This is a genomic window from Microbacterium sp. CSI-V (assembly GCF_001984105.1).
GTDB lineage: Bacteria > Actinomycetota > Actinomycetes > Actinomycetales > Microbacteriaceae > Microbacterium.
Map to the genome: position 1 here is coordinate 434238 of NZ_MTQM01000008.1, position 23059 is coordinate 457296.

The following is a 23059-nucleotide window of genomic DNA, read 5'->3' on the forward strand; positions in this document are numbered from 1 at the left end:
GGCGGCCGCCCAACTAGACTGTCCCCGTCCGGCCCCTGCGATTCTTGGAGCTCAGCCGCGTGACCACCCCGAACCCCGCCGCCCGTTCAGCTCTCGCTGACACCGTCGAGAACGCGATCGCGACTCCCGAGAAGGACCAGCCGTACGGCGCCCTCGGACTCAAGGACGACGAATACGCGAAGATCCGCGAGATCCTCGGCCGTCGCCCCACGAGCGGCGAGCTGGCGATGTACTCCGTCATGTGGAGCGAGCACTGCTCCTACAAGTCCAGCAAGATCTACCTGCGCCAGTTCGGCCAGAAGGTCAGCGACGAGATGAAGACCCGCCTCATGGTCGGCATGGGTCAGAACGCCGGCGTCGTCGACGTGGGCGACGGCTGGGCGGTCACCTTCAAGGTCGAGTCGCACAACCACCCGAGCTACATCGAGCCCTTCCAGGGCGCGGCCACCGGCGTCGGCGGCATCGTCCGCGACATCATCTCGATGGGCGCGCGCCCGGTCGCGGTCATGGACCAGCTCCGCTTCGGCGCCATCGACCACCCCGACACCCCGCGCGTCGTCCACGGCGTCACCAGCGGCATCTCCTTCTACGGCAACTGCCTGGGCCTGCCGAACATCGGCGGCGAGACGGTGTTCGACTCCGTCTACCAGGGCAACCCGCTCGTCAACGCCCTCGCGGTCGGCGTCCTCCGCCACGAAGACCTCAAGCTCGCCAACGCCTCCGGTGCGGGCAACAAGGTCGTGCTGTTCGGTGCCCGCACGGGCGGCGACGGGATCGGCGGCGCGAGCATCCTGGCATCCGACACCTTCGCCGACGGCGGACCCACCAAGCGTCCCGCGGTCCAGGTCGGCGACCCGTTCGCCGAGAAGGTGCTCATCGAGTGCTGCCTCGAGCTCTACCGCGACGACCTCGTCGAGGCCATTCAAGACCTCGGGGCCGCGGGCATCTCGTGCGCCACGAGCGAGCTGGCCGCCAACGGCAACAGCGGCATGAAGGTCGAGCTGTCGAAGGTGCTGCTGCGCGACCCGTCGCTCACGCCGGAAGAGATCCTCATGAGCGAGAGCCAGGAGCGCATGATGGCGATCGTGGCTCCCGAGAAGCTCGACGCGTTCCTCGAGGTCGTCGGCAAGTGGGACGTCGAGACGAGCGTGCTCGGCGAGGTCACCGGCGACGGCCGCCTCATCATCGACTGGTACGGCGAGCGCATCGTCGACGTCGACCCCTCTACCGTCGCGGTCGACGGTCCCGTGTACGAGCGCCCGGTCGCCTACCCGACGTGGATCGACGCACTGCAGGCCGACTCCGCCGCGAAGCTCCCCCGGGCGACGGATGCCGACACCCTCCGCGCGCAGTTCACGACCCTCGTCGCGAGCCCCAACCTCGCCGACACCTCGTGGATCACGAACCAGTACGACTACTACGTGCTCGGCAACACCGCGCTGAGCTTCCCCGACGACGCCGGAATGATCCGCGTCGACGAGGAGACGGGCCTCGGCTTCGCGATCGCCACCGACTGCAACGGCCGCTACTGCCAGCTCGACCCGTACACCGGCGCGAAGCTCGCCCTCGCCGAGGCGTACCGCAACGTCGCCGTCACCGGTGCCGTGCCGACGGCCGTCACCGACTGCCTGAACTTCGGCAGCCCCGAGAACCCCGAGGTCATGTGGCAGTTCAGCCAGGCTGTCGAGGGTCTCTCCGATGGATGCCTCGAACTCGGCATCCCGGTCACCGGCGGCAACGTGTCGTTCTACAACCAGACCGGAGACCAGCCGATCCACCCGACCCCCGTGGTGGGCGTCATGGGCATCATCGACGACGTCGCCGCGCGCATCCCGAGCGGTTGGCAGGATGCCGGCGAGAACCTGTACCTGCTGGGCGTCACCGCCGACGAGCTCGACGGCTCGCAGTGGGCGGGGACCATCCACGACCACCTCGGCGGTCTTCCGCCCAAGGTCGACCTCGCTCAGGAGCGCAAACTCGCCGAGCTGCTGCAGGCCGCGGGGTCGCAGTCGCTCGTCTCCAGCGCCCACGACCTCTCGTCGGGCGGTCTCGCACAGGCCCTCGCCGAGGGCGTGATGCGCTTCGGCGTCGGCGCGCGCGTCTGGCTCACCGAGCTGATGGAACGTGACGGGGTGGATGCCACCGCCGCCCTGTTCAGCGAGTCCACCGGCCGCGTGCTGGTGAGCGTGCCGCGCGAGGAGGACGTGAAGTTCCGCGGTCTGTGCAACGGACGCGGATACCCGGTGCTCCGCATCGGCGTCACGGACGTCGAGCCGGGTGCCGAGGCGACGCTCGAGATCCAGGACGTCTTCACCGTCCCCGTGTCGGAGCTGCGCCGCCTGTCGACCGAGACGCTTCCCGGCGTCTTCGGTCCGACGGTCACCGAGCCCGTCGCCTGAGCCGTTCGCGGTTACCGCCCCACGAGAAGGAGTCGCCGATGACCGACCACGACGACGACATGGCGGGCTTCGACGCGCGCCGGCAGCGCCGCGTCAGGATCACCGCGTGGGTGGTGATCGGCGCCCTCGTCATCACCGGCGGCGGCGCGACCGTCCTGTCGCTGATCTTCGGCTGACACCCGTGGCGTGAGACGCCAGGAATTGTCGCCGCGGGCCACGGCCAGGCGACGAATCCTGGCGACTCACGCGTTCAGAGCAGGGCTGCGAAACGCTCGGTTCGCTCGACGGGACCGATGACGATCAGCAGATTCCCCGCCTCGACCACGGACGATCCGCCCGCGGCGTGCCACTCCCCGTCAGCCCCCTTGATCTTGACCACCGTGACGCCGTGACGACGACGCACGGCCGCCTCCTCCAGCGTCAGTCCGACCATCTCCTGCGGAGCGACGGTCTTGGCGACGACGAGGTCCGTGTCGAACTCGACATAGTCGAGCATCGACCCGCGAACAAGGTGCGCGACGCGGCGACCCATGTCGGCCTCGGGGAAGATCACGTGCTCGATGCCGAGCTGTTCGAGGATCAGCCCGTGCTGCTCGCTGATCGCTTTCGCCCAGATCGAACGCACGCCCATCCGCTTGAGGAGGGACGTCGTGAGGATGCTGGCCTGGATGTCGCTGCCGATCCCCACCACGACACGATCGAAGTCCACGACCCCCAGTTGCTCCAGGGCGCCCTGCTTGGTGGAGTCCGCGCGCACAACGTGCGTGAGCACGCCGTTCAGGGACTGGACGATGTCCTCATCGGTGTCGATGCCGAGCACTTCGGTACCGGATCTGGCCAGCTCGACCGCGAGTGCGCCGCCGAAGCGCCCGAGACCGATGACCGCGACGGCGGAGGCGTTCTCGCGCGCGCGACGACGACGGAAGAAGGGGGCTGCGTTATCCAATGATCGGACGCTCCTTGGGGAGTTCGTACATGCGTTTCTCTCGGGTCAGAGCCAGTGCTGTCCCGAGCAGGACGGGGCCCAGTCGGCCGATGAACATCAGGCCGATGAGGATGAGCTGGGCGGCCGCGGGGAGGTCCGCGGTGATGCCGGTCGACAGCCCGACCGTGCCGAACGCCGAGATCACTTCGAACAGGACGCGGTCCAGGCCGAAGGGGCTCATCACCATGATGGCCAGCGTCGAGCCCACCACCAGAGCGAGGGACAGGAGCGCCACGGTCAGCGCCTCGCGGTGCGTGGACCGCGGGAGGCGTTTGCCGAACATGTTGACCGCGGTGTCACCGCGCAGCTCGGCCACGATGATGAAGAGCAGGACGGCGAAAGTCGTGATCTTGAGTCCACCCGCCGTTCCCGCCGGCCCACCGCCGATGAACATGAGGATGTCCGTCACGTACCAACTCGCTCCGTGCATCTGCGACACGTCGATCGAGTTGAATCCGGCGGTGCGCGGCATGACCGACATCGTGAACCCGGCGAGGACACGACCGGCCGGGTCCAGGGGACCGAGGGTCGCCGGGTTCGACCACTCGAGCGCGGTGAGCGCGACCGCACCGGCCACGAGCAGGACGAGCGTGCCGGAGATCACCGTCACGGTATTGAGGGTCCAGCGGCGAGGGAAGCGGATCCGCCGACGTAGCTCCATGATCACCGGGAAACCGAGACCGCCGAGGATGATGGCGGCGCAGATGGGCAGACATACCCACGGGTCCGTCGCGAACGACATCAGGTTGTCGCTGAACAACGCGAAGCCGGCGTTGTTGAAGGAGGACACGGCGTGGAAGACCCCGAGCCACAGCGCACGTCCGAGGGGCTCGCCGTAGCCGAGTCCGAATCGCCCCGCGAGCACGATCGCGACGACGGCCTCGACGATCACGGTGATCGCCGCGACGCCGAGGAGGACGCGTCGCACGTCGCCCACCGCGACCGTGTGCGTCTCGCTGACAGCGGTCAACCGCGTGCGCAATCCGAGGCGTCGGGCGACGAGCAGGCCGAGGAGGGTCGCGAGCGACATGACCCCGAAGCCGCCGATCTGAATGAGCACCATGATGACGACCTGCCCGAAGGGTGTCCAGAACGTCGGGGTGTCCACGACGATATGCCCCGTCACGCACAGGGCGCTGGTGGCGGTGAACAGCGCTTCGAGGAAGGTCGCAGCTCGCCCCTCGGTCGCGATCGGAAGGCTGAGCAGCCCGGTCCCCACCGCGAGGACGAAGCCGAACGCGAGCGTGATCGCCTGCCCGGGCGTGAGCCGGAAAGGGGCCCGGGGGCGGTTATCGCCCCGCGCCGCGAATCGCCGGTTCCTCACTCGGTAACGATCTCACACCCCGACGGCCGGGCTAATCCTCCCGCCGCACGAGACGTGAGTCGCCAGGAATCGTCGCCTCGGGCTGGCGGGAGGCGACAAATCCTGGCGACTCAGGCGCTTCGCGGAACACAGACGTAGCATGAAACCGTGGAACCGCTCCTCGCGCTGATAGCCGATTGGTGGTGGATCGCTCCCGCCGCGGCCGGAGCCGGCACCGTCGGCTGGATCGGCGTGCGCGGCACACGTCGCCGCGCCCTCCCGGCCGGCGCCTCCACGACCGACCGCGCCACGCGGGCGTGGGCGAACCGCCCCATGAGCAAGTCGGCGGCCCGACGTCTGGAGCTGGATGCCACGCTCCTCGACCTGCAGACCGCCCGCCACGCCGTCACGCGGGGGCGTGCCGAGGTGAAGATTGCGGATGCCGAGGTCATGCGCGCGCAGGCCGAGCGGGCGGCATCCCGTGCCTCGTCCGACGTCGTCGGCGCCGCACGCGCTCGCCTCGCCGCGGCCCAGCGCGAGCTGCGCGCGGCTTCGGCGGAGATCCGCGCGCGCCGGGCGGCCGTGCGGGCCGCGAAGGCGATGCTGCCCGCGATCCGCGCCGGCAGCGCCCCGCTTCCGGTGGCGCGGTTGTTCGCCGAGCACGACGCGATCCTCCAGCGCTGGATGGCCTACGAGACCGACCCGGCGCTCGCGATCGACTTCCCGACCATGAGCGATTCGCGGTCGCCGCTCACCGCCGAGTTCCTCCGGGCGCAGGAGCGCGCGCAGTGGCTGCGACCCTCCTCGACGGCCGCCCGCCTCGAACCCGCCGACTTCCTCGCCTACCGCGACGCCGTGCGGGCCCTGCACCACGCGTTCGAGCGCGCCGAGCGTGCCGCGCGCCACGGCCGCGGCGATCGACCGGAGGCCGAGCCCGCCGAGGCCTGGGGATGGATGACGTCGGAATGGGCGGAGCAGGCGCAGCGCGCGCTGACCTGGTCGATGGAGAACATGGGGCGCGCGGCATCCAAGTCCTGGACCGAGCGTCAGGCGAAGCGCGCCCGCAAGAACGACCCGAACGCGTAGCGTGGCGCCGTGAACGAATTCCTGCAGTTCGCCGGACATTACTGGTGGCTCGTCTTCCCCCTGTTCGGGATGACGATGGGCGCCATCGGAACGGTGAACAAGCAACGCGAGCTCTCCGCCCGCCGCCGCCACCGCGAGCAGCTGGAATTGATCCGGATGCAGGGCGGCGAGGTCGCGGCATCCCGCCCCGCCCCGGCGGTCGCGGCGCCCGCCGCGGGCGACGACCTCACGCGAGTCGAGGCGCAGCACGATGACGTCACGCACCGCTGGCTCGACTACGAGCTCGACGTGTCGAAGCTCATCGCGTACCCCGCCATGAGCGACGGGCGGCAGCCGCTGACGGCGGCGTTCCTGCGGGCCAAGAAGGTCGCGGACAACCTGCGCCCCGCCGCGGGCGAGACACCGTCCCCCGAGCGGGCGAAGGAGTACCGCGACGCCGTGACCGACTACGAGGTCGCGTTCGAGCTCGCCGAGCGCGATGCGCGGCGCGTGAAGGCGGCCGCGTTCACACCCGACGAGCGCAAGCGCCTCGAGACGGCGCAGCAGCTCCTCGGTGTCGCCGTGGACCAGGCCGCCAGCCCGAACGAGCGGCAGGTCGCCTACCGCCGCGTGCGGCAGGAGCTGGACGGCCTCATCTGGCTGAGCGACGAAGCCGTCGAGAACCTCGAGAAGAAGGTCGCGCTCGAACTGCCCTCCGCGACGCCGCCCGAGCCCGCCCCCTGACCCACCGGATCAGCGCGCCCGGCGGATCCGCACGGGCCCCCGCGCGGTCGTCACGTCGACGACCTCGCCGCGCTGCGTGACCTCGACCTCACCGGCGTCGACCAGCTCGCGCGCGGCATCCCGAGCCGGCTGCATGAGGTCGCGCCAGTCGTCGCCGCCGACCTCACGCGCCGCCTCGGACGGGCAGATCGTCGCCCCCTCGGCGCGCAGCGCGAGCAGGGCGCGGATGGATGCCACGAGCCGAGGATCCGCAGCAGATGACGGGGGCATGTGTCCAGTGTCCCCCCGCTCGCCGGGCTGAGGGCGAGAATCGGCCCGTGCCTGTCGAACGCCATGCTCCCACCCTCCCCGGCCGCGCCGTCATCGAGCAGCGGTGGAACCGCGCCGTCTTCGTGCACTGGCGCGTCGACCCGGACGAGATCGCGCCGATGCTCCCCGCCGGGACCCGGCCCGACGTGCACGACGGCTCGGCATGGGTAGGGCTCGTGCCGTTCGTGCTGAGCGAGTTCCGCTTCCTGCCGCTCCCGCCGGTTCCTTTCGTCGGCACGTTCACCGAGATCAACGTCCGCACGTACGCCGTGGACGACGCCGGCCGGCGCGGCGTCGTCTTCCGCACGCTCGAGGCCGAGCATCTCGCGCCCGTGCTCGCGGCGCGCGCGTTGTTCGGCCTGCCCTACCGCTGGGCGCGCGCGGGGGTGCGCACCGACGGGCCGCTCATCGAGTACCGGTCGCGGCGGCACACCGGGCGGCATCCGGGCACCCGGCTGCGGGCGCGCCTCGGCACAGACCCCGTCGACACCCCGCTCTCGCGATTCCTCACGGCGCGCTGGGGCTTCCACGAGAGGCATCTGGGGCGGACGATCTGGGCCGCCAACTCCCACGAGCCGTGGCCGCTGGTGCGGGCGGAGCTCGAGACGCTCGACGACGACCTCGTCGCGGATGCCGGTTTCCCGCGGCTGCGCGGACGCACCCCCGACTCGGTGCTCGCGATGCCCGCCGGACACCCGGGCTTCCGCACCCGCTTCACGGCCGCCCGCGGGATCGCGAAAGCCCCCTCCGCCTGAGGCGGCGAAGGGGGCTCGGGACGCGGGGGTCAGTCGCGCTGCGTCGAGAACGCGGCGGGGTTCTGCTCGAGCCACGCGTCGACGGCCTCGGCCTCACGGCCCTCGCCGTACTCGTTGACGACGAGGTCTTCGAGGGAGCCGTACTGCGCGTCGTCGAGCTGGATGCCGGCGATGAGCTCGGCGGCATCCGGATACTTCTCTGCGAAGCCGGCCGTGCCGAGGAAGTGCAGCTTCTCGGGGTCGCCCATGAGGCCCTGCGGGTCGGCGAGGTCCTTCACGTCGTAGGCGTCGTTGGCCCAGAACGGACGCCAGAGCGTCACCGCGATGTCCTTCTGCGCGGCGATGGCGTTGTCGAGCTCGGTGAGCATCGCCGCGGTCGACGAGGTCACGAGCTCGTAGTCGCCGTCGAGGCCGTAGCCGGGGAGCATCGTCTCCTGCGTCTGCTTGGTCAGGCCGGCACCCGGCTCGATGCCGTAGATCTTGCCGTCGAAGCGCGCGGCGTTCGCCTGCAGCTGGTCGATCGAGTCGATGTCGACGTAGCTCGGGACCGCGATGGTGAGCTTGGCGTTGTCGTAGTACGAGCCGAGGTCTTCGATGGCGTCACCGTAGGTGTCCATGTAGGACTTGTGGGTCAGCTCGGGCCACGCCGACGGGTAGATGTCGACGTCGCCCTGCGCGAGGCCGGCGTACAGCGGGCCGGCCTCGGTGAGCGTCTGCATCTTCACGGTGTAGCCGAGCTTGCCCAGCTGGTCTTCGAGGAGGTACGCGGTGCTGAGCCCGTCGGTCCACGAGGGCAGGAACCCCAGCGTGATCGTGCCCTTGTCGCCGCCGTCGCCGGCGCCGCCTTCGGCCTGGTTGCCGCTCGCGCATCCGGCGAGCGCGAGGGCCGCCACGGTGCCGAGGGCGAGGGTTGCTGTGAAGTGTCGCGTGTTCTTCATGTGAATGCTCTCTTTCTGGTTCCGTATGTCGTTTCGTTCTCGCGTGAGTCGCCAAGATTTGTCGCCATCGGTGCATCGCAGGCGGCAAATCCTGGCGACTCACGCAAAGGGTCAGGCGCCCGTCGTGATCGGGGCGCGGCGCGGGGAGGCGACCTCGCGGTCGGCCTCGCCTGCGGCATCGCCCTGCGGGCTTGCCGGGGTGCCGGGGCCGCGGCGGCGGGCCAGTGCGGCCAGGAGCGACGACGTGTTCGCGGCGCGGGTGCCGAGAGCGGCGGTCAGGCGGTCGAGGTACACCGCGAGGATCACCACGCTGAGGCCCGCCTCGACGCCCTTGGGGAGGTTGACCGTCGAGATCGACTGCACGACCTCCTTGCCGAGACCGTCGGCGCCGACCATTCCGGCCACGACGGCCATCGACAGCGCGAGCATGATGACCTGGTTGACCCCGGCCATGATCGTAGGCATCGCGAGCGGGAGCTGGATGCCACGGAGGATCTGCGCGGGCGTCGCACCGAAGGCGTGTCCGGCCTCGACCGTCTCGGCATCCACACCCCGGATGCCGAGCTCGGTCAGGCGCACGCCGGGAGGCAGCGCGAAGATGACCGTCGCGACGACGCCGGGGACGACACCGATGCTGAAGAACGTGATCGCCGGGATCAGGTAGACGAACGCGGGCATCGTCTGCATGAAGTCGAGCACCGGCTTCATGACCGCCCGAACCGCCGGGTTGCGCGCCGACCAGATGCCCAGCGGCACCGAGATCGCCACGGCGACGGCCGCCGCCACGACGACGAGCGCGAGCGTCTGCATCGCGGTCACCCACTGCCCCATCGCGAGGATGAGCGCGAACCCGACGAGGGTGCCGAGCGCGAGCTTCCACGAACGGATCAGCCAGGCCAGCAGCGCGGCGACCACGATCACGACGATGATCGGCGCGGCCAGCAGTACGTCGCTGAGTCCCCCGACGAGGAAGCGGACGACCACGGCGATGACGTCGAACAGGCCCGACAGATTGTCGCGGAGCCAATCCACGCCCGCGTCGACCCACGTGCCGACAGGAATGCGGAACCCGTCCATCAGCGCACCCCCTCGATTCCGGATGCCACAGCTTCCGGCGCGTCACCCGCGTCGGCCAGCACGGCGTCGATCTCGGCGGACGGCACGGGCTGCGGGAGCACAGTGATCTCCTCCGTGGCGGTGGGCCCGGGCCCGAGGGCGGCGAGCAGCGTCACGCGCGGGATGACGCCGGTGAGGCGACCCTCGGCATCCAGGACCGCCAACGGCAGCGGCGACTCGACAGCGGGCACGAACAGGTTCATGAGCACCTCGTCCTCGCGGACGCTCTGCGGCACGGGCTTGAGCCGCCCGAGGAGCGAGCTCTCGCCCGCGCGGACGAGCTTCACGGCATCCCGGTCGGTGACGATCCCGAGGAGCTTGCGGTCGCGGTCGGTGACGTAGACGGCCGACATGTACGCGTCGCGCATCTGGCGCAGGGCCGTGCGCGGGCCGGCGGCGGCATCCACCCGGGGACGGGGACGCTCCATGACGTTCGCCGCCGTGAGCACACGGGCGCGGTCGACGTCCTGCACGAACTGCTCGACGTAGTCGTTGGCGGGATCGGTGAGGATGTCCTCGGGCGTGCCGATCTGGACGATGCGGCCGTCGCGCATGACGGCGATGCGGTCACCGAGGAACATCGCCTCGTTGAGGTCGTGCGTGATGAACACGATCGTCTTCTTCAGCGTCCGTTGCAGCTCGAGGAGCTGCTCCTGCATCTCGCGGCGGATGAGCGGGTCGAGAGCGCTGAACGCCTCGTCCATGAGCAGGATGTCGGTGTCGGCGGCGAGCGCGCGGGCGATGCCCACACGCTGCTGCATCCCGCCGGACAGGGCCGAGGGAAGCTTGTCGCCCCAGCCCTCGAGGCCCACGAGCGCGAGGATCTCGTTCGCCTTCGCCAGACGTTCGGCCTTGCCGACGCCACGGATCTCGAGCGGGTACGCCACGTTCGCGGCAACCGTGCGGTGCGGAAGGAGGGCGAAGTGCTGGAACACCATCGCGATGCGCTCCCGTCGCAGGCTCCGCAGGCGTGCGGGGCTCACGCCGGTGAGCGGGTCGCCCTGCACCTCGACGGTGCCGGCCGTGGCGTCGTGCAGGCCGTTGAGCATGCGGATGATGGTGGATTTGCCGGAGCCGGAGAGGCCCATGATCACGAAGATCTCGCCGGGCTCGACGTTGAAGCTCGCGTCGATGACGGCGGCGGTTCCGGCGTCGCCGAGGTCGTCGCGCCGCGCACCGGCACGGAGCTTCTCGACGGCGGACTGCGGGGAGCGGCCGAAGACCTTGAAGAGGTTCTTCGCCGCGATGGCGTGCGGAGGGGTCACTGTGTGCACCTGCGCGGCCTCGGGTGGCCGCATCGGTCACGCCCGGGTGGCAGCCGTCCGGCGCTCACCGGGGGTGCGAGCGCTCCGACACCGGATGTCGGATCCGGGTCCTGGCCGCCGACCGTACGCTCGCGGTGCGACTCCCCCGAGCCGGCACCGGCGACCGCGGACTGGTCGGGTGGGCGGCCCGCTGGGGGCCGTATCTACCGTTTCACGCTGATGGATCCGCTGGCAAACCAGCGGTCGGGTTGCGATCTCCGGGCGACCGTGGCACGCGCGGGCGCGTGCCGGAGAGGTGCGCGACCCCGACGTCGCGACGACGCCCGGGCGTGTCGCGGCGCCGGATCAGTCGTCGGCCGACGTGCCCGCGGCCGACCGGTGGTGACGGATGACCTCGGCCACGACGAAGTTGAACCACTTCTCCGCGAACTCCGGGTCGAGGTCGGCCTCGGCGGCCAGACGCTTCAAGCGGGCGATCTGCTGCTCTTCGCGAGAAGGATCGGATGCCGGCATCCCGTGCTGCGCCTTGAGCACACCGACCTGCTTGGTGCAGCGGAATCGCTCGGCGAGCAGGAAGATGAGCGCGGCGTCGATGTTGTCGATGCTGCCGCGCAGGCCCTGCAGGATCGTCGTGGGGTCGGCGTCGGTCATGGGTCCTCCGGACCCGACCCTATCGCGCACCCGCGCTCGGCCGCGGCGAGCCCTACAGTGTGACCATGAGCCGCTCGTCGCACCCCGATCCCTCCGCCGCCGGCGCCAACGCCGGGGAGGTCACCTCGCGTGACCGCCCCGTGTGGTCGGCGATCGCGCGGCCCTACGCGGCGGGTTTCTTCCTCACGCTGGGTGGGCTGACCGCGCTCCTCCTCGGCCTGTCGCTGGCGAACCTCTCCACGGTCCTCATCTACATCGCGATCGCCCTGTTCATCGCCCTCGCCCTCGATCCGCTCGTGCGCCGTCTCGTGCGCCGCGGCATCTCGCGCGCCTGGGCGATCGTCATCGTGTTCGGCGGGCTGGCGGTCATCCTCGCCGCCGCCCTGTGGTTGCTGATCCCGCCGGTCGTCCGGCAGATCTCGCAATTCATCGAGGACGTCCCGACCTTCGTCTCGGACCTGCGCACCAGCGACTTCGTCCTGTGGATCGAGTCGAACTTCGGCGACAGCGTGGGCGACATCATCAACGAGGTGCAGAAGTTCTTCACGAACCCGTCGAACCTCACCGCGATCGGCGGCGGTCTGCTGCAGGCCGGCGTGACGATCGCGACGGGCATCTCCGGCGCGATCATCGTGCTCGTGCTGAGCCTGTACTTCCTGGCATCCCTGCCGTCGATGAAGAACTCGCTCGTGCGCCTCAGCCCTGCCCGCAACCGCGCGACGGTGTCGGAGATGACGGGTCAGATCACCGACTCGGTCGGTGGGTACCTGTCGGGCATGGTCGTGCTGGCGCTGATCAACGCGGTCTTCGCCTTCATCGTCCTGACGATCGTCGGGCAGCCCTTCGCCGCCCTGCTCGCGGCGCTCGCGTTCGGCATCACCCTGATCCCCCTCGTCGGATCGGTGCTCTTCTGGGGCACCGCCACCGTGTTCACCCTCATCGTCAACCCGACCGCGGGACTCATCTTCGCGATCGTGTACCTCGTCTACATGCAGCTCGAGGCATACATCCTGACGCCGCGGGTCATGAGCCGGACCATCTCGGTCCCGGGGTCGCTCGTCGTGATCGGTGCACTCGTCGGCGGCACGCTGCTGGGTCTGCTCGGCGCCCTCGTCGCGATCCCCGTCACGGCCTCGCTGCTGCTGATCGTGAAGCAGATCATCATCCCGCGTCAGGATGCCAAGAAGTAGCGCGATGCGGGGCCGCGACAACGCGGCCCCGCACAGCCCCGCCTATTGGCGATCCCGCCGCGGGCGACGGACGATCACGCCGACGTAGAGCAGGACGACCGCGAGCGCGAGCGCGGACAGGGGCCAGATGGTGCCGGTCCGGGCGAGGGTCGCGGGACCCGTGACCCCGGCCGTCGCCGATCCGTCGGCCGACGCGCTCGCCCCGGTCGGAGACGGCGAGGATGTCCGTGTCGGCGTCGGCGACGGGTCGACCGGCTCGGTCGTACCCGTGTCGACCGCCACGGTGAGCGGGTCGGACGTGTTGCCGGCGACGTCGGTCGCCCGCAGCACGACCGGAACCGTTCCCTCGCCCGAGGGCAGCGCCACCCGGCCGTCGACCAGGGCGACCCACGTCTCGTCCACGCGGCGCTCGATCGATCCGACGCCGGACAGTTCGTCCGCGGCGACGACCTCGACCACGGGCCCCGAGGCCTCGTGCGTCACGACGGTCGTCACGGTGGGCGCGGCCCCGTCGATCTTCACCGTCCGCGCGATCCGCGAGGACACGTTGCCGGCGGCGTCGACCGCCTCGGCCTCGACGAGGTGCGTGCCGTCACCGGTGACCCGGAAGTCGTCGGCCAGCGGGGTCCATGCCCCGCCGTCGATCCGCACGCGCACGGCCGGAGACGGATCGGTGTCGTCGGTGACGGTCGCGGCGACGCGCACGGCTTCGCGGTACCAGCCCGACGCGGGGGCCGGGGAGGCCGCCTCGAAGTCCAGCGCGGGCGGCGTGGTGTCGACCGGTGGCTGGTCCGCAGCCGCCCACACCTCGAACTCCGCGATACCGGCCGACCCCTGGCTCTCGGCGGCGCCCCACGACTGCATCAGCGCGCGCACGGCGGTGGTCTCGACCGCGGCGAAGTGCACCTCGTTCGCGGCATCCGACGACCGGCCGTAGGCGTCCGAGGTCGTGACGTCCTTCCAAGCGCCCGAGTCGTCGCGGTACTGCAGCACCCACGAGCGGGGCGGGATGAGACCGGCGTTCGCGTCGTCGGCCGCGTCGCGGGCGAACTGCACGCTCGCCCGGTCCACTGTCACCGCGCGATCCCAGGTCAGCTGGACCCACTGCTCACCGACGCGCGGCCAGGTGCCCCAGGGGGTCCCCGTCGTGCTGCCGTCGTTCACCCCGCCGACGGGCGCCCAGCCGGACGCCGAAGAGGCCGTCGGCGTCGCGTACGGCGCGATGTTGCCGGTCAGCGGCGCGTCGGGCGACCGCGGAACGGTCACCGCCGTCGGGTTCGAGACGTTGCCGGCCGCGTCCGTCGCGCGCACGTAGACGACGTGCCGCTCCAGGTCGGGCGCCGCGACGGCGGCCGTGTACGGCTTCCACTGCAGCGGGTCGTCCAGCGCGTACTCCACACCCGCCAGGCCCGAGACGGCATCGGTCGCCGTCGCCGAGACCGATCGGGCTCCCTCGTCCACGGTCGCCGTGACCGCGGGGGCGGTCGCGTCGATGCGGAAGGATGCCGTCGCCTCGGGCGAGACGTTGCCCGCGGCGTCCGTGGCCCTCGCGGTGACGGTGTGCGATCCGTCCTGACGGACGACGGTGTCGACGCGGCGCACATCGGTCGTGGTCTCCTCCGGGGCGCCGTCCACCGCCACCGAGATGGCGACGCGCAGGTCGCGGTCGTCGGTCGCCTCGGCCCGCGCCGTCACGGGACCGACGAACCACCCGCCCGCGCCCTGCGGACCCCGCGCCTCGAGCGACACCTCGGGGGCGGCGGCATCCACCGTCTCGCCGAGCACCTCGAGTTCGGACAGGCCCACGGCAGCATGCGTGGTGCCGTCGGACTGCGCGTCGAGCACGACACGGATGCCGGTGGTCGTCACGGGGGTGAAGGACACGCGGCTGGGAGCCGATGCCTCGACCGGGTAGCCGCCGGCCCCCGAGACCTCGGTCCAGTTCCCGTCCACGAGCGCCTCGACGTGCCAGGCGGCGGGGAGGGCCACGCCGTTGCCGGCGCCCGAGGCTCCGGGCACGTCGCTCCAGAAGTGCGCGGTCACCGCGTCGACGGTGACCGGCTCCTCCCAGGTGTACCCCACGTCGCGGCTCGCCGGACGGACACCGGCCCACGTGGCCCAGACCTGCGACCCCTCGCCGCCCTCGTAGACGATGGTGCCGTCGTTGATCGACGCGAGCGAATTCCAGCCGGCGGTGAAGTCGGCGACCGGCGTGCCCGTCTTCGCGAGGTTGGTGCGCCACGCGTCCGCGCCGATCACCGTCACCGTGGCCTGCACGCGACCGGCGGCGTAGCCCCGCGCGGTGCCGTTCACCGTGAACGTGCCGGGAGCGGCGTAGGCGCCGGGGTCGACGGCATCCCAGGTCACGGGCGCGGCCACGCGCTCGTCGCCGTAGAGGAGCGCGACGGTGTCGGGGAGCACCGGAGCCTCTCCGACGAGCGTGCTCGACGCGGCCGGCTCGACCCCCGTCGGCGCGACGGCACCCGCGGTCCATTCCTCCACCGCGAGGGCGGAGTAGCCCGACGACGGACCGGTGCCCGCGGAGGCGTTCAGGACCGCCCGCAACCGGGTCGTTGTCACGGGCGAGAAGGTCACCTCGTGCAGTTCGCGCGTCGTCGTCGGGTATCCGCTCGGATTCTCGACGTCGCTCCAGCGACCGTCCGCCCAGTACTGCAGCTTCCACGACGACGGCGCCGACACCCCGTCGCCGCTCCCCGGCTCGCGATCGCTCCAGAACTGGATCGACGAGCGGTCGAGGCGCACGGGTTCCGACCAGTCGTACTGGATCCACTGGGATGCCGGTCGGTCGGCGGCGTACGAGCCCCACATGTCCGGTGGCAGCGGATTCGGGCGGATGATGCCGTCATTCAGCGCCGCCTTCCAATACTGCACGGGCACCGGCTCGTTCGACGCCGAGACCGCGGCCCACGGGGCGACGTTCGCCGAGGGGGTCGTCGTGACGTCGTGGGGCGGAGTGGTGACCACGGGCTTCATGCGCGCCGGGGTCACCGAGTCGTCCCACTGCACCTCGTCGACGGCGACCGATCGGCGGAAGTGGTTCCCTCCGACGGCATCCGCCGTGTGATACGCCATGTACCACTTGTCGTGGTACTCGGTGATGGCGGGGTGGCTCGTGGTCGACGAGACGGGCGCGAGCACGCGACCTTGCGAGGTCCACGGCCCCATCGGCGTCGGGGCCGTGGAGTAGGCGATGCACGCGTGGTACACCGCCGGGGTGCACCAGCTGTCGAGCCCGGCCGTGTTGGCGGCGTAGGCGAGGTAGTAGGTGCCCTTCCGTTCGAACAGCCACGCGGCCTCGAAGAAGCCGTCGACTCCGCTGCGGAACTCGGTGGGGGTGCCGATCAACGTCTTCATGTCGGATGCCAGCTCGACACCGAGCAGGCGACCGAAACTGCCCCAGTACATCCAGACGCGCCCGTCGTCGGCGACGTAGACGGTGGGGTCGATGTTGTGGGCGTTGTTGCCCAGGATCTCCTGCGACACGATCGGCCCGCCCGCGTAGTCCTTCCACGGGCCCAGCGGGGTGTCGGACACCGCGACGCCGATGCCGAACGGATCGGGCGAGCTGCTGCCGGCCTCGTGCACGGGGACGTACCAGTAGTAGCGGCCGTCGCCGCCCTGCACGACCTGACCCGCGTAGGCGCGGCCCGGCGTCGCCCACGAGAAGACCTGCTCGGGGCGCATCAGCGAGGGGTGGTGCTCCCACGCGCCGCCCTCGACGTCGGTCGTGGAGAACGCCTGCCACTCGTTCATGATGAAGTCGTTCGTCGTCGCATCGGCCTCGTCGCGACCGGCGTAGACGTACAGCGTGTCGTCGGCGACGAGAGTGGCGGGGTCGGCCGAGTAGACCGAGCCGTCGCCGATCAGGGGATTGGGCAGCGCGGCGACGGGGCTCGCCGGCGCCAGCGCCAGCAGCCCTCCCATCAGGCCGACGACGGTCGCGGCCGCCCAGAAGCGGCGAGGGGCAGGACGGATCACGGTGGTCTCCTTCGACCGACGGGACGAGCGGGAGGGGCCGGGGGCGAGACGCCCCCGGCCCCGGGATGTCAGGCCGAGCGGCGCCGACGGAAGCGGGCGATCGCCAGGACGATCAGCCCGAGCAGCAGCACGCTCACGCCGATGCCGATCGCGACCTGGGTCGACGCGGCATCCTGTCCCGTGACGGCCAGCGGCGGCGTCTGCGACGACGTCGCCCCGGGGGCGACCACCGTCACCTGCGCGGTGAGCTCACCGCCGGGCACGATCAGCGCCACCGTGTGGACCCCCGCCTCGGCGTAGGCCGGAACCGTGAACACTCCGCCGGCGGTGCCGTCGGCGCCGACCGTCAGGGTGCCCAGGCGCGCCGGGGTGGAGCGGAACTCCACCGCGAACACCGTTCCCGGAGCCGCGCCGCTGACCGAGACCGGCAGCTGCCCACCCGGTGCCACCTGGGCGACGCCGATCCGGACGACCTCGTTGCCGGTGAGCGACCCCGTCGGCTCCGATCCCGGATCGGTGCCGCCACCGCCACCGGGGTTGGTGCCGGGGTCGGTGCCGGGGTCGGTCGTCTTGACGGGCACCGCGACCTCGGCGACGTCGGAGACGTTGCCGGCGACGTCGGTCACCCGCACGCGCACCGTGGTGGCGGCGTCGCCGACGGCGATCGGACCCGATGCGGCGGTCCACGCCCCCTCGCCCAGCTGGTACTCGACGACAGCCACGCCCGAGCCGGCATCCGCGCCGGTGGGGGTCACCGTGCGCGATGCGGCGTTCCACCCCGCGTCCGCGGTCGGCTGGGTGGCGTCCCGCTTCACCTCGACGCCCACGGGCTCGGAGGTGTTGCCGGCGGCATCCTTGGCCCGGAACGACACGGTGGTCGTCCCGTCGGTCGCGACCTCGACGGGCGCGGTGTAGGCCGCCCACGCGCCGTCGCCGACCCGCACCTCGACGACGGGAGCGTCGTCACGGTCGTCGATGGCGGAGGCCGAGACCGTCACCGTGCCGGTGTGCCAGCCGCTCGCGGGAGCGGCCGGGTCGACCGTGGTGGTGACGACGGGCGCCTGGGTGTCGGGGACCGGGGTCTCCGGCTGCTCCCACACCTGCCATTCCTTGATGCCCACGCTGCCCTTGCCCTGCTCGGTCCCGACCGGGTCGAGCGTGAGGCGGAGCTTCGTCGTGGTCACCGGGTCGAACGACACCGTGTTGTACGTGTCTTTCGCGGTGCCGTAGGCCCCCGCGTTCTTCACCGGCACCCACGCGCTCGTCGTGGCATCCCAGTACTCGGCCTCCCATTTCGCCGGGACGTCGATGCCGAGCCCCTGCGCGTCGATGTTCGACACGAAGTAGACGCCCAGCTCGCCGATGGTCACGGGCTCGGTCCAGTCGTACTGCACCCACTGGTCGGCCACCTGGGGCCAGATGCCCCAGACGTTCGCGTTGTCGTTGGGCGTGACATCGCCCGACGACGTGGGCTGGACGTTGTCGTTGAGGCCGGTGACCTTGTTCCATCCGGCGGTTCCGGATGCCGTGGGCGTGGCGAGCAGAGCGACGTTGCGCTTCTGCGAGCCGTCGGCCTTCGGCACCGTGCGCTCGACGACCGGCGAGACGTTGCCGGCCTTGTCGGTGGAACGCACCTGCACCTTGGTCTCGTCGAGTCCGACGAGCACGGAGCCCGTCAGTGCCGTCCAGTCACCCGAGTCGCCCAGGCGGTACTCGATCGACGCGACGCCCGACCCGGCATCCGTCGCCGACGCCTTGACCGTGCGCGAGACCGCGTCGGTCGTGACCTCGACGGCCGGGGCCGTGGTATCGATGCGCACGGTCTGCTCGGCCACCGGCGAGGTGTTGCCCGCCGCATCCGTCGCCCGCGCCTGCACCACGTGGGATCCGTCGCCGGTCACCGAGACGGTGCCGGTGTAGGCGGCCCACGCTCCGGCATCCACGCGCACCTCGATGCGCGGAGAGGCGTCCTGGTCGTCGCGCGCCGTCACGTCGACGGCGACCGCCTGCGTGTACCAGCCCGAGCCGGGGGCCGCGGGCGACACCTGGAACGCCACCGTGGGCGCCTTCGTGTCGTCGCCGCCCTCACCGACGGTCACCGCGGCCGACGCGGCCTTGGTACCGGGCAGGTCGCTCTGGACCGTCCCGGCGACCGTGAACTGCCCGGGGGCGGCGTAGGAGTCCGCGGCGACCGCGTCCCACGTCACCGGCAGGTCCTGGCGCGAGCCGTCGTTGAACAGCACGCCCACCGCCTTGGGCAGCACCGGCGCGACACCCGGCTGGGTGCGGCTGGTCACGGCATCCACCTGATTGATCTGTCCCGGAGCCGTCGCGCGGACCCAGACCGTGGCCTTGGCCGACGCCGGCGAGCCGGGGACGATGCCCGACACGGGGAAGCTGCCCTCACCGGCGACCTGCGCGTCGCTGACCGCGGCCCACGTCACGGGGAGGTCGGCGTGGCTGCCGTCGGAGAAGGTGGCATCCACCGTCGCGGGCAGCACCGGCTTCGTGCCGATGGACGTGCGCACGTCGATCGGCTCGATCGAGGTGGGGGCGTCGGCGAACACCTTCAGCTCGCTGACGGCGACCGCCGCGTACGGTCCGTTCCCGGCCGCCTGCAGCACGACGCGGAACTTCGTCGTCGTGACCGCGTCGAACGTGACGGAGTTCGTCTCGTCGCGCTTCACGGTGTACTCCGAGGCGTCGGCGACGTCGGCCCAGTCCGAACCGGTCCAGTACTGCGCCTTCCATCCCTTCGGCACGTTGACGCCGTTGGCGGAGTTCGCGTCGTCCTGGTCGCGCCAGAAGCCGATCTCGGCTCCGGCGATGCGCTGCGGCGCGCTCCACTCGTACTGCAGCCAGCGGGTCGCCGGGTGATTGCCCGACCAGGTGCCCCAGATGTCGCTCTGGCTGCCGCCGGTGAAGAACACCTTGCCGTCGTTGACGGCCTTGACGTTGTTCCATCCCGCCGTGTACTCGGCGGTCGGGGTCGCCTCGGGCGCGACGTTCGTCCCCGCGGTGACCGGCTCGCCCTGGACGGTCACGTCGGTCTGCGACGTCTTCTCCCCGTCATCGGCGGTCAGGCGCAGCACGTACTGGCCCTTGTCGGAGAAACGCGCGGTGGTGGAGGCGGCCGCGGCGTCGTCGAAGAGCACCGTCGCCCCCTCGGGCGCGCTCACCACGCTCCAGGTTGACGACACCGTCCCCGTGGGCAGTCCGTCGTCCTTGACCGTGCCGACCAAGGCCGCCGCGCCTCCGACCGATGCCTGGAGGTTCTGCCACGCCGTCACCAGCGGAGCTTCGTTCGTGGATGCCGGAGCGGCCACGCCCGTGCGGAAGACTTGCAGTTCCTTGACCCCGGTCTTGAATCCGCTGGCGTGGGTCACCGTCAGACGCACGGCGTCACCGGTCACCTCCGGGAACTGCACGTGGTTGTAGTTCGCGCGCGGATACGCCGGCGTGCGGGCTTGCTGCGGGATCACCGACCACTGCCCACCGCGACGCACCTCGAGGGTGTAGACCGACGGCTCGGCGTATCCCGGCGCGGTCGCCGACGAGGAGCTGTCGTAGAAGTACGGGCGGATGTCGTCGAAGGTCTTCTCGCCGCCGAGTTCGACGGTGAGGGAGTCCTTCGCGTTGGGCGAGCCCGCGGTGCCCCAGAAGGGCTCGTTGATCGTCGTCCCGTCCACGGCCCCCGAGGGCGCACGGCCGGAAGCGGAGAAGGTCGCGGTGGCCGAGCTCGCGAGGTTCGCGCTGCCCGTGCTGGCGGTGCGGACGTCCGCACCCGCCTTGGCGAACAGGTCGACGACGCGGGCGTCATCGGCGAAGCGCACGTCCTGCGGGGCCTTCACCGACGATGCCGTGGCCGTGGTGACCTTGGCGTCGCCCTTGACGACCTCGACCGTCCCCGACGCGGGGTCGTAGACGACGTGCGAGAGCTTGTCGACGGTGAAGGCGAGCGTGCCGTCGAGGAAGACGGAGTACCCCTCGGGCACGTCGTCGCCGTAGTACCGCGTGCCGCCGGGCGCGTCCCACGTGACCGTCAGGTCGCGGTCGCGGTAGCGGATGTTGTTCGCGGTGAAGTGGTCCCAACCGATGTCGATCGGGTCGAGCTCGATCTTGGCGTCGTCACGGGTGCGCACACCCATCGCGTCCTCGATCATGGTGAAGTTCGTCGCGCCGAGGATCGTGTGGTGGATCCAGGAGCGGTAGTCGATCTTCTGCGGGTCCGCCGAGCCGTTGGCCCAGAACTCGTTCTGGTCGGGCAGACGGTTGTCACCGCCGTTCTGGTAGTGCGCCCACGCGTTCCAGTACAGGAGCTTCTTGTACCACTCCGCGTTGATCGCGTCGGTGGGGTAGTCGCGCAGCACCTTCGACAGCATCCGGAAGGTCACGGTCGAGTTGATGACCGAGAAGTTGTTGCTGCCCTGGCCGCCGGTGGCGTTGTAGGCCGCCTGGTCGGCCTGGTTCGCGGTGTAGAAGGGGAAGATCGGGTACTGCTTGTCGTCCGCGAACAGCCGCAGCGCCTCGACGTAGTCGTCCTTGTAGTCGGGGTCGCCGGGTTTGGGCACGAGGCCGACCGAGAACGGGTAGTAGTTGTTGATCTCCTTCCAGGGCACGTGCTCGCCGTTGCTGGCCATCGCGTGCTCGAGGAGCTTGGTGTCGGGGTTCCAGAGCACCTTCATGACCTGGGTCTTGATGTTCTGCGCGAACGCCTCCATCTCGTCGGCCTTGGCGGTGTTGCCGGCCGTCCGGTAGGCCTCGGCCGAGGCGAGGGCGTTGGAGTAGAGGTAGGCGTTCTCGGCGCGATCCTGGTATCCGCCCTTCCAATGGAAGGACACGGCATCCGCGTCGTTGCCGGTCATCGCGCCCCAGTTGTACTCGATGAGGCCGTTCTTGTTGAAGTCGTACGCGTCCTGCAGACCCTCGACGTCGTCCTCGGCGTACTTCGCCAGGTTCCCCGCGATCGCGGTCGGGCCACCGTGCAACTCGTACGAGCGCCACGCCGCCTCGGAGATGTACTGGGTGTAGCTGTTCGACCAGTTCGCGGGGTCGCCGGGGTTGTCGACGAACTTGTAGCTCTTGCTCGTCTCGCCCGTCGAGACCCAGGGCCCGTACGAGTAGATCGGGTCGCGGAAGTACTTCAGGTCGTCGATGAACATGCCGGTGGTCAGCACGATCGAGTTGTTGTACCCGAGGACGCCCTCCATCGCGACCGGGAACTGGTAAGTGTTGCCGGGCATGTCGGCGTCGAGGAAGTTGAACCGCATGAGCCACCAGCGGTAGAACAACGTCTTGTCGATGTTGTCCTCGGGGGTGTCCAGGTAGGGCACGTTCTCGGCCCACCACCGGTTGTAGGCGGTCACGTGAGTCGTGTACGCCTCGGCCGGCGACTGCGTCCGCGTGGCGTCGTAGTCGGTCCGCGCCTCGGCGATCTCGTCGGTGATCAGCCCCAGCTGCACCTTGGTCGTCGCGCTGCCGCCGGCGGGGATCGACAGGGTGCGCGCCAGGGTCGCGCCCGCGGGCGAGAAGCCGTCGCCGGAGAAGCGGGGAGACAGCTTCGTCAGGTCGTTCAGCGCCGTGACGTGGCCGACGAGTTCGTCGCCCTCGGCGGTGGTGGCGTAGGGCGAGGATGCCACGAGCTCGACGTCGACCGCCCCACCCGTGGAGCGCACCTCGAGGTCGGTCACGAGCACGTTGGCATCGGTGATGAACTTCGTCTGGACGACCTCGATGCCGCCGCCGCGGTGGACGCTCCGCCAGTAGCTCGGCGTCTGCTTCCGCTGCGCGACGTCCTCGGTCAGGGTGACGTCGGCGCCGCCGACCCGGGCGGTGATCGTGTAGCCGGAGCGGCCGTCGATGGCCTCCCAGTAGGCCAGCTGGCCGCCGAACCCGAGGGCTGCGGGGTTGTGCTCCTTCATGAACGCCGCGCGTCCGCGGGTGAAGAGCCACTGGTTGTTGTCGCCGAAGCTGCCCGCGTCGCCCGTGCGGGCGAGCATGCGGTCCATCCAGAAGTCCTTGTCGACACTCGTGCCCGCGCCGGCCGCGACATCGGCGTCGAAGATCTTCTGGAGCTGGTTGCCGGGGGTGTAGGTCACGCCCGTGGCCGGGACGGGGGTCGGGCTACCCGAGAACGTGGGGTAGCCGATGTCGGCGTTGGCGGCCTGCGCGGGGGCTGCGGCGACCAGGGTGGCGACGATGGCCGCGGAGGCGATCGTGCCGATGGCCGCGCGGCAGGTGCGACGGCTCGAGCGATGTGGGGAGTCCACGATGTCTCATCCTCTCGGTCTCTCTCTTCGCCGAGAGAGACATGCGGGATGAAACGCTAAGGAAACGCTTA

At 70.6% G+C, this 23059-nt stretch carries 15 protein-coding genes; 6 read left to right on the forward strand and 9 right to left on the reverse strand.

The genetic code is table 11. The features are described 5' to 3' along the window. Nucleotides 1-59 precede the first annotated feature (59 nt). Both purL and CSIV_RS18365 read left to right on the forward strand, forming a co-directional pair. Nucleotides 60-2399, forward strand: a complete 2340-nt coding sequence (gene purL / locus CSIV_RS08655; RefSeq protein WP_077050983.1) for a phosphoribosylformylglycinamidine synthase subunit PurL — start codon at nucleotides 60-62, stop codon at nucleotides 2397-2399. Nucleotides 2400-2437: 38 nt separating this feature from the next. Then, nucleotides 2438-2575: a hypothetical protein gene (locus CSIV_RS18365; RefSeq protein WP_175627586.1), complete on the forward strand. Its 138-nt coding sequence runs from the start codon at nucleotides 2438-2440 to the stop codon at nucleotides 2573-2575. A gap of 74 nt (nucleotides 2576-2649) precedes the next feature. Here CSIV_RS18365 and CSIV_RS08660 read toward each other — a convergent pair whose 3' ends face one another. After that, entirely contained in the window at nucleotides 2650-3345 is a 696-nt protein-coding gene (locus tag CSIV_RS08660) for a potassium channel family protein (protein WP_077050984.1), read from the reverse strand. Further along, complete coding sequence (locus CSIV_RS08665; RefSeq protein ID WP_083735073.1) at nucleotides 3338-4708, reverse strand: potassium transporter TrkG; 1371 nt, start codon at nucleotides 4706-4708, stop codon at nucleotides 3338-3340. The genes CSIV_RS08660 and CSIV_RS08665 overlap by 8 nt, the downstream gene beginning before the upstream one ends. Before the next feature lie 147 nt (nucleotides 4709-4855). Here CSIV_RS08665 and CSIV_RS08670 point away from each other — a divergent pair, with 147 nt between their 5' ends. Continuing rightward, nucleotides 4856-5773 carry a hypothetical protein gene (locus CSIV_RS08670; protein WP_077050985.1) on the forward strand — a complete coding sequence of 306 codons (918 nt, stop codon included), beginning with the start codon at nucleotides 4856-4858 and terminating at the stop codon, nucleotides 5771-5773. A 9-nt stretch (nucleotides 5774-5782) separates the two neighbouring features. Further along, on the forward strand, nucleotides 5783-6496 hold the full coding sequence (locus CSIV_RS08675; protein ID WP_077050986.1) for a hypothetical protein: 714 nt from the start codon (nucleotides 5783-5785) through the stop codon (nucleotides 6494-6496). 9 nt (nucleotides 6497-6505) lie between these two features. Here the strand turns inward: CSIV_RS08675 and CSIV_RS08680 are convergent, their stop codons facing one another. Further along, entirely contained in the window at nucleotides 6506-6766 is a 261-nt protein-coding gene (locus CSIV_RS08680) for a DUF3253 domain-containing protein (protein ID WP_077050987.1), read from the reverse strand. A gap of 47 nt (nucleotides 6767-6813) precedes the next feature. Between CSIV_RS08680 and CSIV_RS08685 the strand changes: the two genes are divergently transcribed. Then, nucleotides 6814-7560: a YqjF family protein gene (locus CSIV_RS08685; protein WP_077050988.1), complete on the forward strand. Its 747-nt coding sequence runs from the start codon at nucleotides 6814-6816 to the stop codon at nucleotides 7558-7560. A gap of 29 nt (nucleotides 7561-7589) precedes the next feature. On the opposite strand, the gene CSIV_RS08690 is transcribed toward CSIV_RS08685, so the two are convergent. The 4 genes from CSIV_RS08690 to CSIV_RS08705 all read right to left on the reverse strand — a co-directional run bounded on the left by CSIV_RS08690 (nucleotide 7590) and on the right by CSIV_RS08705 (nucleotide 11530). Then, on the reverse strand, nucleotides 7590-8498 hold the full coding sequence (locus CSIV_RS08690; protein WP_077050989.1) for a glycine betaine ABC transporter substrate-binding protein: 909 nt from the start codon (nucleotides 8496-8498) through the stop codon (nucleotides 7590-7592). 111 nt (nucleotides 8499-8609) lie between these two features. Then, a complete protein-coding gene (locus CSIV_RS08695; RefSeq protein WP_077050990.1) occupies nucleotides 8610-9575 on the reverse strand; it encodes an ABC transporter permease in 966 nt (321 codons plus the stop codon). Beyond that, the gene (locus CSIV_RS08700; protein WP_077050991.1) at nucleotides 9575-10912 is read right to left on the reverse strand and encodes a quaternary amine ABC transporter ATP-binding protein; all 1338 of its coding nucleotides are present in this window, start codon (nucleotides 10910-10912) and stop codon (nucleotides 9575-9577) included. Before CSIV_RS08700 ends, CSIV_RS08695 begins: the two co-directional genes overlap by 1 nt. Nucleotides 10913-11224: 312 nt before the next feature. Then, nucleotides 11225-11530, reverse strand: coding sequence for a chorismate mutase (locus CSIV_RS08705; RefSeq protein WP_077050992.1), 306 nt, complete (start codon nucleotides 11528-11530; stop codon nucleotides 11225-11227). 65 nt (nucleotides 11531-11595) lie between these two features. Between CSIV_RS08705 and CSIV_RS08710 the strand changes: the two genes are divergently transcribed. Beyond that, nucleotides 11596-12720: an AI-2E family transporter gene (locus tag CSIV_RS08710; protein ID WP_083735075.1), complete on the forward strand. Its 1125-nt coding sequence runs from the start codon at nucleotides 11596-11598 to the stop codon at nucleotides 12718-12720. A gap of 42 nt (nucleotides 12721-12762) precedes the next feature. On the opposite strand, the gene CSIV_RS08715 is transcribed toward CSIV_RS08710, so the two are convergent. After that, nucleotides 12763-16719 (reverse strand): OmpL47-type beta-barrel domain-containing protein, encoded by a 3957-nt coding sequence (locus CSIV_RS08715; RefSeq protein WP_077050994.1) that lies wholly within the window; start codon nucleotides 16717-16719, stop codon nucleotides 12763-12765. A 68-nt stretch (nucleotides 16720-16787) separates the two neighbouring features. After that, complete coding sequence (locus tag CSIV_RS08720) at nucleotides 16788-22988, reverse strand: OmpL47-type beta-barrel domain-containing protein (RefSeq protein ID WP_077050995.1); 6201 nt, start codon at nucleotides 22986-22988, stop codon at nucleotides 16788-16790. Nucleotides 22989-23059 lie beyond the last annotated feature (71 nt).